At 38.8% G+C, this 13,240-nt stretch carries 11 protein-coding genes; 3 read left to right on the top strand and 8 right to left on the bottom strand.

Going from position 1 to position 13,240, the window contains the following annotated elements; genetic code table 11:
- The first annotated feature begins 44 nt into the window (after window positions 1-44).
- Together gshB and GLP24_RS11185 are read left to right on the top strand one after the other, a co-directional pair.
- On the top strand, window positions 45-1,070 hold the full coding sequence (gshB, locus tag GLP24_RS11190; protein ID WP_101769406.1) for a glutathione synthase: 1,026 nt from the start codon (window positions 45-47) through the stop codon (window positions 1,068-1,070).
- Entirely contained in the window at window positions 1,057-3,036 is a 1,980-nt protein-coding gene (locus tag GLP24_RS11185) for a flavohemoglobin expression-modulating QEGLA motif protein (protein WP_232616021.1), read from the top strand. The genes gshB and GLP24_RS11185 overlap by 14 nt, the downstream gene beginning before the upstream one ends.
- 98 nt (window positions 3,037-3,134) lie before the next feature.
- On the opposite strand, the gene GLP24_RS11180 is transcribed toward GLP24_RS11185, so the two are convergent.
- From GLP24_RS11180 to GLP24_RS11145, 8 genes are all read right to left on the bottom strand, one after another.
- Window positions 3,135-4,421, bottom strand: a complete 1,287-nt coding sequence (locus GLP24_RS11180) for an MFS transporter (RefSeq protein ID WP_152653340.1) — start codon at window positions 4,419-4,421, stop codon at window positions 3,135-3,137.
- A 418-nt stretch (window positions 4,422-4,839) separates the two neighbouring features.
- Window positions 4,840-5,295: an outer membrane lipoprotein gene (locus tag GLP24_RS11175; RefSeq protein WP_101769434.1), complete on the bottom strand. Its 456-nt coding sequence runs from the start codon at window positions 5,293-5,295 to the stop codon at window positions 4,840-4,842.
- Window positions 5,296-5,490: 195 nt separating this feature from the next.
- Window positions 5,491-6,633: an ABC transporter permease gene (locus GLP24_RS11170; protein ID WP_232616020.1), complete on the bottom strand. Its 1,143-nt coding sequence runs from the start codon at window positions 6,631-6,633 to the stop codon at window positions 5,491-5,493.
- On the bottom strand, window positions 6,620-7,804 hold the full coding sequence (locus GLP24_RS11165) for an ABC transporter permease (protein WP_232578598.1): 1,185 nt from the start codon (window positions 7,802-7,804) through the stop codon (window positions 6,620-6,622). Before GLP24_RS11165 ends, GLP24_RS11170 begins: the two co-directional genes overlap by 14 nt.
- A gap of 4 nt (window positions 7,805-7,808) precedes the next feature.
- Window positions 7,809-8,783: an HlyD family secretion protein gene (locus GLP24_RS11160; protein WP_232578599.1), complete on the bottom strand. Its 975-nt coding sequence runs from the start codon at window positions 8,781-8,783 to the stop codon at window positions 7,809-7,811.
- The gene (locus GLP24_RS11155; RefSeq protein ID WP_152653337.1) at window positions 8,783-10,198 is read right to left on the bottom strand and encodes a TolC family protein; all 1,416 of its coding nucleotides are present in this window, start codon (window positions 10,196-10,198) and stop codon (window positions 8,783-8,785) included. The genes GLP24_RS11160 and GLP24_RS11155 overlap by 1 nt, the downstream gene beginning before the upstream one ends.
- A gap of 221 nt (window positions 10,199-10,419) precedes the next feature.
- Window positions 10,420-10,881 (bottom strand): TetR family transcriptional regulator, encoded by a 462-nt coding sequence (locus GLP24_RS11150; RefSeq protein ID WP_101769400.1) that lies wholly within the window; start codon window positions 10,879-10,881, stop codon window positions 10,420-10,422.
- Between the two features lie 130 nt (window positions 10,882-11,011).
- Window positions 11,012-11,731 carry a L,D-transpeptidase family protein gene (locus GLP24_RS11145; RefSeq protein WP_101769399.1) on the bottom strand — a complete coding sequence of 240 codons (720 nt, stop codon included), beginning with the start codon at window positions 11,729-11,731 and terminating at the stop codon, window positions 11,012-11,014.
- A 231-nt stretch (window positions 11,732-11,962) separates the two neighbouring features.
- On the opposite strand from GLP24_RS11145, the gene GLP24_RS11140 reads away from it, so the two are divergent.
- Window positions 11,963-13,216: a leucine-rich repeat-containing protein kinase family protein gene (locus tag GLP24_RS11140; RefSeq protein ID WP_232616019.1), complete on the top strand. Its 1,254-nt coding sequence runs from the start codon at window positions 11,963-11,965 to the stop codon at window positions 13,214-13,216.
- The last annotated feature ends 24 nt before the right edge of the window (window positions 13,217-13,240 follow it).

The raw sequence follows: 13,240 nt of genomic DNA, 5'->3' as shown, positions 1-13,240 counted from the left end.
ATTAGCCTGTGCAATAATTTAACAGGCCACTTTTTGGTATAGCTATGAAAATTTGTTTTGTTATGTATCCGTGGGAACGCGTTGAAGCAGAAAACGACTCTACTTTACGTTTAATTCATGAAGCCGCAAGCCGCGGTCACACGGTGGCCATTACAACACCGAGTAACTTAACCATGCGTGACAGTATGGCAATTGCTTTCTGTAACGTATTAAAAAAAGGTGAAGTCTCAAACAATATTCCAAGCTTCTACCGTAAAGCTGAATTTAATAACGCTGAGCTGCCATTAGCAGGATTTGACGTTATTTTTATGCGTGCTAACCCGCCGTTAGATACAATGGCACTGAATTTCCTTGATTCAGTACGTGACCACACCTTTATCGTTAATGATATTGACGGCCTACGAGTAGCAAATAACAAGCTTTATACTGCTTCACTACCCGATCCAAACAAAGAATTTATTCCTGTTACTCACGTGTCTAAAAACCGTGATTACCTTGAACGTGTTCTTGATGAATCACCTCACGAACGCATGATCCTTAAGCCACTTAACGGTTACGGTGGTAAAGGCGTGATCTTGATTGAAAAGAGCGCTAAATCAAGCGTGAAATCACTATTAGATTTCTACATCGGTGATGATCAGAACTACGTTATTATTCAAGACTACATTGAAGGTGCTGAGCAAGGCGATGTACGCATCATGCTACTAAATGGTGAACCTATCGGTGCAATGCGTCGCATCCCCGCAGAAGGCGATGTACGTTCTAATATTCATGCTGGCGGTCGCGAAGTAAAACACGTGTTAACGAAGCAAGAACTAGCACTTTGTAAACACATTGGTCCTAAGTTAGTTCGTGATGGTCTTTATTTTGTAGGCTTAGATGTTATCAACGGCAAATTAGTTGAAGTTAATGTTTTAAGCCCTGGCGGTATTACGCGTATTAACCGTTTAAACCGTGTCAAACTACAACGTAATGTGCTGGATTTTGTAGAGAGCGTTGTGATGGCTAAAGAGGTTGGTATCACCCGCAAAAATGATTTCCGAAAGGTAATTGCCGATGCTTCTTACTGAGTTAGAAATTGTAGAAAAAATACGTAGTCTTACTCAATTTGAAGCGCATCTTGATGATGGTAGCTTGATGATTCGCATTAGTGAATATCAACCTTACATTGCGACAGCAATCCATAATGGTCATCAATTGCGTCAATCACTGCAATCACAGTGTGCGTTAACAGAAGAAGAACGTTATTTCGAAGAAGATCCCTTTACAGGAGACTTCATTTCTTCATTGCCGATTGTATTGCAAGGTGAAGATTCACGTTATGAGTATGATCTCAATCGTGCACCTGAAAACTGCATCTATGACGACGCATGGGGAAAAAATGTTTGGTTAACGCCTCTTAGTGAGACTGAACGCGAAATAACCTTGGCTAAACACCAAAGTTATTACCGTATTCTACAATGCTTAGTAGAGACATTAGAGCTGCAATTTGGTTTATGTCTAATTTACGATATTCATTCATATAACTATCAACGTATTGATACAGCAACACCGACATTTAATGTCGGTACAATGCAGATTAATCGTCGTCGCTGGCGCAAAGAAATTGATGTTTTACTAGAAGGTCTTAACAATGTTGAGCTACCTAATATTGATGTCAACGCACTTGAGAATGATATTTTTAAAGGCTTAGGCTACCAAGCGAGCTTCATTAAACAACATTTTAAAAACACCTTAATTATGCCCATTGAGGTGAAGAAAATTTTCATGAACGAAGAAGGGGGTGAAGCCTACACACTCGTGATTGAAAAATTGAATGAATCAATGAAAACAGTGATCACTGAACATGCGGCATTTACGATCACTAAACGTACCACAGCCAAAGGGCTTACAGGTAGCGATGTATTAGCATCAAATCTTTCAAAAGAAGTACTTAATCTTGATCGTCAGTTGTATAAAATAGCAAAAGGTATCAATACCTTAAGTTATATTAATCCAACTAACTTAAAGCAAGAAAAAAGACGTTTTTTAAGTAAACCATACAGTTATCAGCCACAGTTTACTTATCGTCAGTTAGATTTAGATCCGTATAAGTTCCGTGAACAGCTTTACCGCTTACCGGTTGAAACTATTCGCGATGCTGATGTACAAAAAATGTACCGTAAAGTCATCGATCAGCTAGCTGTTCGTATTGATTTGCTTTGTAGTATTGGTACTGATGAATTTTTATATAATTCATTACGTTATTACGGCCAACCTGATGAGCGTGATATTGCTAATGCGAAATTTATTTTACATGCGTGTATATATAAAGAGCAACAGCCTGCAAACATCAGTGCTAAAGATGCAATAGAAGCATTTAAATTGGCAGCTGCTGATTATGATATTCCTTGTAAAGTAGTATCTTCAAAGCAGTTAATTGCTCGCGCAATGGTGAGTGGCAAAGTGATAAAGGTTAATCCAAACAGTCGCTTTACCCAAGGTGATTTGGATGCCTTGATCCACCATGAGCTAGGAGTTCACCTTGTCACTTCAGTTAATGCTGAACGACAACCTCTTAAAATTTTGCAATTAGGCTTACCGGGTAATACGCATACTCAAGAAGGTCTTGCCATTTTATGTGAGCATTTATCTGGCAACTTCCCACTTCATCGCCTAAAAACATTAGCGTTACGTGTGGTTGCAGTCGAAATGATGGTCAATGGCGATAACTTTAATGACTGTTTTAATAGTCTACGTCATGATTATGATGTTTGTGATGATGAAGCATTTACCATTACAGCTCGCGCTTATCGTGGCGGTGGTTTTACTAAAGACTTCCTTTACTTGCGTGGCTTAAAAGATGCCATTCAGGCGTATAAAACTGAAGACTTAACGTCATTATTCATTGGTAAAACAGGGTTTGAATTTAAGCCCCTACTTGATGAGTTAATTGAACGAGGAATTCTTAAAACGCCAAGCTTTATGCCAAAAGCACTGGATATTAAAGCAGAGATTGATCCAGTGATAGATTTTATGCTGAAGTCTATTCGTTAACTTATGGTTATAAATCAATAATATTTTATTATTACGAATAAAATACATAAAAAAAGCGACCGTAATGGTCGCTTTTTATTAACTATAATATCAATGAATTACATTGGAAGACGTTTACTGTCAACACGAATAATGACACAAGTTAAAATAACTAAAGTAACAGCAATGCCGGCAAGTAATATAAACACACCATTCCAAGAATATGCAGTTTCAATCATTGCAATTGGCGCACCAGCCAGTGCCGCACCAATGTAAGTCACACCGCCTTTAAGACCGGTTGCTGCACCCGCACCATCCGCGTGAGAGGCTTCAATGATACCTAATGCAAACAGCATTTGTGGCGCGTAAATACCTGCACCAATGATAAAGAAACCTAGCGCTACAAGTAGGTAGCTCATATGGATAGTGAAAGCAACGCAAACCATGCCAGCAATCAATACAAAGCAGTAAATTAAAATTGTTTTCCAACGATCTGCACCAAAGAACTTATCAGAAATAATACCTGATGTCAGACCGCCTAAAATACCGCCCGCCTCAAACCAAGCTACTAATGAGTTAGAACGAATTAAGTCCCAATGTAGTACATCAACGAAGTAAACGCTTACCCAATCGCTTGAAACAGTACGGATCACGTAAATACATAAATCACCGCCAATCGCTAACCAAATAATAGGGTTAGTCAAAATATAGCGTTGAAACATTACCCACATTGTCAAACCAGCTTCAGAGCGCTTATTGATCTCTAGCTGTTTAGTATCATTACGCCATTCACCAACATTGGGTAAACCGTAATTTTCAGGTTTACCGCGCATCAAGATAGCGGCAATAACGGCTTGTACTGCGGTAATAGCGGCTGGCACATAAAACGCATAACGCCAGTTACCAGTGTAAGCAATCACAGCAGAGGCAATTAATGGCGCTAATGCACCACCGACATTATGCGAAGTATTCCAAAGTGAATACCAACCACCACGCTCAGATTTTGAATACCATTGGCTGATCGCTTTCGCAATAGGTGGAAAACCACAACCTTGGACAATAGCCGTTGAGCAATAGAGTACTAGCAACATCGTAACGCTGTTGGTCATACCAATCCCAACGTTAATAATCGCAATCACAACTAACACTGGAGCTAAAAATAAACGAGGATTAATTCTATCGGCTAAAAGGCCTGAACTAAATTTTGAAAGGCCGTATAGAATATAATAAATCGATGAGGCTAAACCAAATTGAACCATGGTCATGCCGAGATCTTTCATTAATAGTGGTGCAGCAGCAGCAAATGCTTTTCTTGAGATATACATCACAGTATAAGTTAAGAAAGTAGTAATAATTATCTGCCAACGAAGGCGTTTATAAGTCGCGTCTAGTTTAGAATTATTCATCAAATATGAGTCGTTCAAAGAGGGTGTTTAGAAAGCGCACAGCGTACTCTTTGATACAATTAGTTACAATTTAATTATTAGCTCATTATTTAAACATTAGTCTATTCATTTAACAATTAGATATACTAACCAAATTAATAACTTTATCCGCCAAAAATACAAATAAAACGAAGTAATAAGCTATAAATTATAAAATAACAGCATTTAATAAAAAGCAATAAATTACTACGCCTTATAGAAATTGACTCAAAAAATCTTATTTAAGTTAAAAACTAAAATATTCATTCATAAAAAAAACAATATCCCAACATCTTTACCTATTAAATAACAACGACTAACGGTAATTATGCGATTATAAAATAATAGTCAATAAAAAAGGCAGTATTCACTGCCTTGTATATGTAATAGCGATCACAACTTAATTTGCAGGAACAACACGCGTTGTACGCCCTTGCTGGTAAATATCAACACGCTGACCAACGCGGAAGATCATATTAGGATCGACCTGCTGCACAACAGCAACAGTACGGCCACTCTCTAACTTAATCACAATATTAACACCCTGACGTTTACCAACGGCATCACCCGCAGTATTACCTAAAGCTCCCCCCGCTAATGCACCACCAATTGCGGCAATATCAGAGCCTGAACCCCCACCGATTTTCGACCCTAAAATACCACCAATAGCTGCACCAGCAAGCGTACCAATAGTACTTTCACCATCAGAGCTCATTGTTACGGCATCTAGTTTAGTAATTGTCCCAGTCGAAACCGTTTGCATAGTGCGAGCTTCACCAACATTATATGCATCACCATAAGGGTTTTGAGCACAACCCACGACACCTAATGACAACATCATCGCTACCGCAACCATTACTTTCTTATTCGCTATTGATTTATAACTCAAGACAACCTCCTACTAGTTTAAACGTAACTTTACTTATTAAGTGTGGCTGTAAATTTAACATTTGCCACATCTTATTTACTCATTGGCACCAATATAAAACAGCGTACATTTAAAAGCAAAAAAAAAGAGCATCAATATGCTCTTTTCGTTGATGATCTCACTTTATTTTCGAGCTCGCCGCATTAACCAATAACTGATCCCAGCAAAACCAATAAACTGTAGCCATAGCTGCCCCCAACGATCAATCTCTTGCGTAAAACTCGCGCCAAGTTGATTAAGCCCAAGAAAGCCATTAATAGCCGCAGTAGAAGGTGCTAATTGCGCAAAATAATTAATCGCTGTCGGTATCGCTGACGGTGGCCAAATAAACCCAGCACTGAAGACTAATGGTAACGAACTCAATAACACCACCAGCGTCACTAATTCACAACGAGGTAATAATTGACCTAATATCATTCCGAGCATAATTACTGCTAATAAAAACGGAATTATCATCATGATCAAATCATCAATCGATGCCAACCTATTCACGCCATAATAAACATAAGTAAACCCGAAGTAATACATCACTAATGGTAAATAGATTAAGGTAAACAATACTGCTCGTACCGTCATCACCATCCAAATAGGATATTGCGCCCAATAACCCGTTTTACCCGCAGCACGTGCTTCATTTTCTGCCGCGCCCATCATACCAACCCCAATTAACAGAGTTTGATGTAGGATCAACACAAACACGGCGGGTACAACATAGTTGATATACCCCATAGTGACATTAAATACAGGTCGCATATTAAGCTTCATGGCTGTCGCATGCTGTGTTGCTTCAACGGCACCATCACCAGTCAGCATCATACGATTAATTTTCGCTTGTACTGCCAAATCACTACCTGCACTATTTAAGCCTTCAACCACCGTTCCGTAAACTAAAAATAATGCTGCATTACCTGCATAAGCTAACGTTGGGCTAGTCCCCATCATCACATCACGATAAAAATGTTTAGGGATCACTAAAATACCGTCAACTTGACGATCTTCTAACGCAACTTTAGCCGCATTAATACTGCCAAGATGTTCCGTAATATGAACTTGTGGCGTGGCATTTGCCATCCTAATTAACTCACGGCTCATTTGGCTATGATCAAGGTCAACCACCGCTACTCGTTGTTCTCGTGGTAATTCATTAATATACGGCAATGGGTATAAAAATGAATAGAACACCACCCCACCAAAAACAGTAAACACTAATGAGAAATTACTAAAAATAGCTTTTAATTCATGCTTAAATAAATCACCCCAACTCATGATGATCTCCCGTTACGGTATCTCTACTAGCTAATGCTTTACTACGACGCACTAACATTAATCCCATCGCCAATAATAAAGCACTCATAAAGCTGCTTAGTACCAATAATTGATGAGAAGCCTGATACCAACCACTGCCATAATCTACTTGTTGTAATTGCACTTCAATATAATGGCTAACAGGTAACAACCCTCGCCATATTTTAGCAATAACAGGCATATCAGTAGCGGGAAATGTGATCCCCATAAAGGCAAAGGCAGGTGCCGTATAAGCAGCAACAAAACTCATTGCCCGTGGAGCTTCCATTGCGACAAAATAAATCAAGCTCCCCATACTTTGACAAGCAAAAACCATTAATAATTGTGCGACAATCAATATTCCCCATTGACCATGCATCGGCCAATCAAGCGCAACATACATCCACCATAAAAACAACACACCTTGAATCAAAAACAAACCAGAATAAGCAAGTAATTTACCTAATAATTTTTGACACGGAGTGTGTGCTAACCAACGCCACAGCCCTTGACCACGAGCCTCATGTACTAATGCCAACACGGTCGTCGCTACAATTAATATTTGCCAAATAGAGGGAATAATCGCTGAAACTAAAAATTGGCCATAATGGCTATTACTGTTAAACAAAGGGGTTATTTGGGCTTGAATAGGAACAGCCATTCCTAATGCTTGCAAAGGTACTGGCGCACCAGAACTCATGTTCCGCATTGCTTCAACACCAGCATTATAAGTGCCTTCAACTTGCAGCATTGCTGAGCTAATAACTTTACCAATTAAGATAAATTGACCATTATAAAATGTTGTAATTTGTGGCGCTTGACCTAACTTAACATTTTTTTCATAGTTATCAGGGATCACTACCATCGCATAGATATCATTAGCACGCATCGCCGCACTCGCAGTGTGATCATCGGTAAACTGACGTGTCACCGCCATGCTTGGACTGGCATCAATATAACGGGTTAATTGACGCGACATCTGGCTATGATCAAGATCAACCACACCAACAGGCAAGTTACGTGCAATACCGGTCGCAAAAATCGCCCACATAGTAAGAAACAATAATGCAGGTAACCAAACCACCAGTGCCCGCAACCATTTATCTTGCCAAAGAGTACGCCACTCGTTTTTTATTGCTGAATAGACAACCATATCATCACTCAACAATCACACTCATGCCGACTCGTAAACCACTAATAGGTTGAGTTGGACGAGCTTCAACTTCAAATGTTCGCATATCGAAACCTTTGGCGGTATCAGTTGCACGCCAAGTAGCGAAATCGCCCATGACTGCCACATGCGTGACTTTTAATTGATAACTTTTATTACCTAAAGCAGGAATAGTGACCTCAAAAGTTTTACCTTCTAGGTAGTCCTTTAATTTATCTTCACGCACATTAAAGACAGCCCATGCATCGCTAATATCAATAATATTAACCACAGGGAAACCTTGTGGTGCTAATTCCCCATCATGCAGCAACACTTGTGACACTTCACCTTTATGCCAACTACTTATTTTAGTATCCGCGACATAGGCTTGAACTTCAGCAACAGCCCCTGCTGCCATTTTTACTTTTTCCTGGGCTGCACGTTTAGTTTCAACTCGAGCCCCTTCTTTCGTCATTTGGTACATCTGAAAAGCAGCACTTTCTGTATATTGAGCGGCTTGCCATTGGGTATACACTTCATCACGTTTTTGTTCTGCTAATACACCGTCTTTATAAAGGTTATTAATCCGAACATAGGTTTTTTGCATCAGTGCGGCTGCCGCTTTGGCTTTCCCCCACTGATCTTTCGCTGCCGCAATTTGTTGAATACGTGCACCTTTTTCTGCTTCTTGCGCTAGTGCACCTGCAGCCTGTTCTCCTGCTTGTGCTTGTTCTAATTTAGCGTCAATTTCAGGGCTTAAAATGGTAAAAATTAATTGTCCAGGCTGAACTTCATCGCCTTTACGTACTAAGACTTTATCAATACGCCCAGGTACTTTAGACGCGATATTATATTGTTGGGCTTCAATTTGACCTTGCATACGTTCAGGTTGCGGCTGATAAGCATGCCAAAAGGTATAGCCGAGCCATCCAACCACTGCGATAACAGGAATAGCAACTGCAATTGCTTTTAACTTACTCATTATAATTTGACCTCGATCCCTTGGTATTGCTGATAATTTTTAAATGTATTCATTTCGCCACTAATAGCAAGCAAGCGAGTTAAGCAAGCTACATATTGATAAGCGGCCGCTAAACGTTGCGTTTTAATGCTGGCAACAAAAAGTTCAGCATCGACAACATCCAATGATGTTGATAACCCTTGTCCAAAGGCTTTTTCTCGCAATAAACTGTTTTCATTCGCCAATGCCAAGCTAGATGCGAGGCCGTTATATTCTTCTAATGCTTGTTTCGCTTCACGGTAAGTTTTTTCAACTAATACTGTTAGATCTTGCTGAGCTTGTGCTTGTAAATGGTTAACTTGTGTCACCATTGAATGGGCAGCACTTAATTTGCCTGAACGACCAGAGTTATCAATTAATGGCACACTAACACCCACACCAACCGCCCAATCAGGGGCCATTTTTGCGGCTAAACTACCACTGTCATGCAAATTATAATCACCATATAAATAGACTTCAGGATAATATTTGCCTTGTTCAACTTCAATCAAACCACCCGCTTGCTTACGCTTCGCATCCAAAATATGCAAACCGGGATACGTCGCTAAGGTTTTATCAACAAAAGCAGACATAGGTGGCAGTGAGTTATTAATAAACAGCCCTGTCGATGGCATCGCTGGTGTTGATTGTTTTAATAGCTGTGTTAAAGCAACTTGGGCAATTTCTAAATCGCGAAGGGATTTTTGCTGTTCTACTTTGGCTTTATCATACGCAGCTTGCGCTTGTAGACGCTCAACTCGCGCGATTTGACCTTGCTGTTCAAGCTTAACCGCATCTTGATAATGATGTTTTAAGCCAGTTGCAACTTCTGTCCGTGTTTGTAATACATTCTTTGCTAATACAACCCCAAAATAAAAACGGGATAAATCTTCAAATTTTGCTTGTTGTTGCATTGCTAGCATGTATTTTGCTTGATCTGTTTTACCTTGAGCAATATCTTGCGCAGCGTTAATTCGACCACCAGTAAATATTGGCCAAATCGCACGAATAGAGCTAGTAAACACATCCCGATCAGAGATATTTGAAGTCAAAGCAGAATTTAATTGTGAGTTAGAAATAATGTTATTAATAACTTTACCAATGTCAGTATTTGAGGCAGATGTACTACTAAAAACATCCGCTGGTGATAATTTAATATCATGATCTAAACGGGTGTAATTTGCCCCAACGGTCACCTTGGGGAAATACAAATCTTTAGCTGCATCTTGCATATATTGTGCTTGTTCAACACTGGCACGATCTGCGGCTAAACCATCATTTTTGGTTACTACAGTATGCCATGCATCGTTAAAACTGACGGGGGCTGCCTGTACCATTGGTACGATTGCGAATAATGCAATTGTCAGATGCTTCACCATCAATGGCCTAATTTTCATGTACGAACCTTTAACCTCTTTCCAGCCAATGCGTAATTATAAATATAGAGCAGATACTCTAAAACGATAAATTTTAACAGATAATTAAAATATTACGTTATTTTAATTATCGTTTATTAAGCAAAACATAAATGTCATTTTAATCGACAAACAAAATAGCCCACAATAATGTGGGCTATTAATATTTAGTCAAAAAATCACCGTTATTCAATAAGCAATAATTAACGCGCTAAACGAATTAATGAACGTCCTAATAAACACTCTAATTCAACAATGCTTTGTTTACCGTAACGTTGCTCACAAAGCATAAACAAACGCTCAATGCCATGATGAGCAAATTCATGTGATGTTTCAGCTGAAGAAATATGATGAAATAATAATCGTAAAATTGCGCGAAATTTTTCATCTTCCAATGCAGCAGACCAACTTGTTGCAAATACCTGCAAATCACCGGTTAGATCCAACTTATCAACAAAGAGATGATAGAGACGTCCATCAAGAGCATGAGCAAAATCTTGCTTTTTAGGGAAGTGGTGGCTAATACCTGTTCTTGAAATTCCAGTCTGGTTACTCAAGGTGGTATACGACATTTTATCGTAACCTAAGGTCAGTATTTGCTCAATCACTGCATCCATAATGGTTTGAATAGTGATCTCTGTGTCTTCTTTACTACGCTTGGGCATAATGCGTTGGCTCTGTTCTAATCATTTTATGCAACGATAATACACTTTACTCGAAATAATCGTGTCAAGAATATTGGTTCGCTGTAGTATTACAAAATGTTTTTCGCTTAACTAGGGTTAACCCACATTATTAACGATTAAATTTTCTTGCATGTTGCTCAATGTCACGATATAAAATTTTAGTCCAATAAGGTTGCGTATTTGCGGCTAATAATCGACCTTTTCTTGGATCATGCGGGCTAATCAATACTTCTATATTATCAATACCCGTACGTTCAGCTAATAAAAACAATTCCTCAATCGCATAATCGCCCATTGCTAAGCAGCCAACCGATGCTTGTTTCCCATGAATAAAAATATTACTCCCAGGTGAAGTCCGTCCTTCTAATTGTGCATATTTTTGATCAAATGCATTAGGGTAATTAAGCTTCATTGATAAATGATAGCGGCTATTTGGGTTTAACAAAGACACTTGATAAATACCTTCGGGGACTTGTTTATCACCTTCACGCATTTTTGGTCCCGTGTGCCCACTCATTTTTTGTATATCGTAACGTTTTACGTAAGACCATTTATCCTTTTCTTTAGCCCACAATTCCACACTCTGCTCTTGTTTCATCGCAAATAAGGCAATATTTTGTGGCGGATAGTGTAATCCGACATTATCAAAATACCGTTTTAATCGAGGCTCAACAAAAGGTGAATAACGGCTCATAACGTCACTAACAGTACGACTGCCTGTCGGTGGATATAATGCATACGTTGATGATGGTATATATAATGATTCTGCGCGGGCGCAGCTGATTGATGTTAACACTAGCATTAATGGACAAATAACGTTCTTTAGCACACGACCCTCAATGATAATTTTTCTACACGCATAACATTGCGGTAATTTACTTATAACCAACCATGACCTATGGCTGAATTGTACTAGTTTACTCGAATTATTGATTAAACAACCACCACTTTATAATCATGTTTTAGTGAAATTGTAAACTTCTACAGTAGTCGTGATCTAACTCTTTAAAATCTTTACAATAGCGTCTATAAATTATATCCAATTAAAAATGAGACGATTTTGCATACGTTAGAACAATTACGCTCAGGCCAACTTGAAGGCGCTACACATTTAACTTTAAGCGAACAACTGACACACTTTCCTAAAGAGATTCTAACGCTCGCGAGCAGCTTAGAAGTATTAGATCTGACTAACAACCAATTAAGCCATTTACCTAAGAGTTTCAGTCAGCTCACTAAATTACGTATTCTTTTTATTTCAAATAACAATTTCACTGAATTACCTACCATTTTAGGGGCTTGTCCTAATCTTGAAATGATCGGTTTTAAATCAAATAAGATTACTACTATTAATGCAGATGCACTGCCTAAAAAATTACGTTGGTTAATCTTAACTGACAATAAAATAGCCACACTTCCTGAAGCCATTGGCGATTGTATTCATTTACAAAAACTGGCGCTAGCGGGTAATGCCCTAACGGCGCTACCGCTTTCTATGAATAAATTATTTAACTTACAATTAATTAGATTATCCGCAAATGCATTAACTGTCTTTCCGGATCAATTATTAGATTTACCAAAATTAGCATGGATTGCTTTTTCAGGAAATGATTTCAATCGTCACCAACATGTGACTAATTCACTGCCTTATGTTGCTTCAAGTGATTACCAGCTAGATAAAGTATTAGGACAAGGGGCTTCGGGGGTTATATCTTTGGCTCAATGGCGTTCTAACCCACATCAACTTAATAACGATATTGCCGTCAAAGTCTTTAAAGGACAAGTCACCTCCGATGGTTATCCACAAGATGAATTAAATGCGTGTTTAAAAACAGGCGCGCACTCCAATTTAGTAGCATCATTAGCACAAGTGAGTGAACCCAATTATCTCGCATTAATAATGGCATTAATTCCAGCCCACTATCATAACCTTGGGTTACCGCCGACCTTGATTACTTGCACTCGTGACACATTCCCTGCTGAATTTACACTGTCAATTGCAGCAATAGCGACAATTGTTGAACAAATGACAGCGGTAATTAGCCATATGCAAACACGAGGTGTCGCTCATGGTGATATTTATGCACATAACGTATTGGTTGACGACAATGCTAATATTTTAGTGGGTGATTTTGGGGCGGCATCTATTTATGATGATTTAACCCTTGAGCAGCAACAAAAAATTACCGCTATTGAGTGGCGAGCGATCGGCTATTTTATTGAAGATTTATTGTCTATTTGTCACAGTCAAGATCAACAAACAGCGCAATATCAACAACTACACACTCAAGCTCAACATTATATTACCGCTTAATTATCATCATTATTCTCTTTAATA

It is taken from the genome of Photobacterium carnosum, from assembly GCF_021236965.1.
Classification (GTDB): Bacteria; Pseudomonadota; Gammaproteobacteria; order Enterobacterales; family Vibrionaceae; genus Photobacterium; species Photobacterium carnosum.
This window is presented reverse-complemented; position numbering and strand designations above follow the sequence as displayed.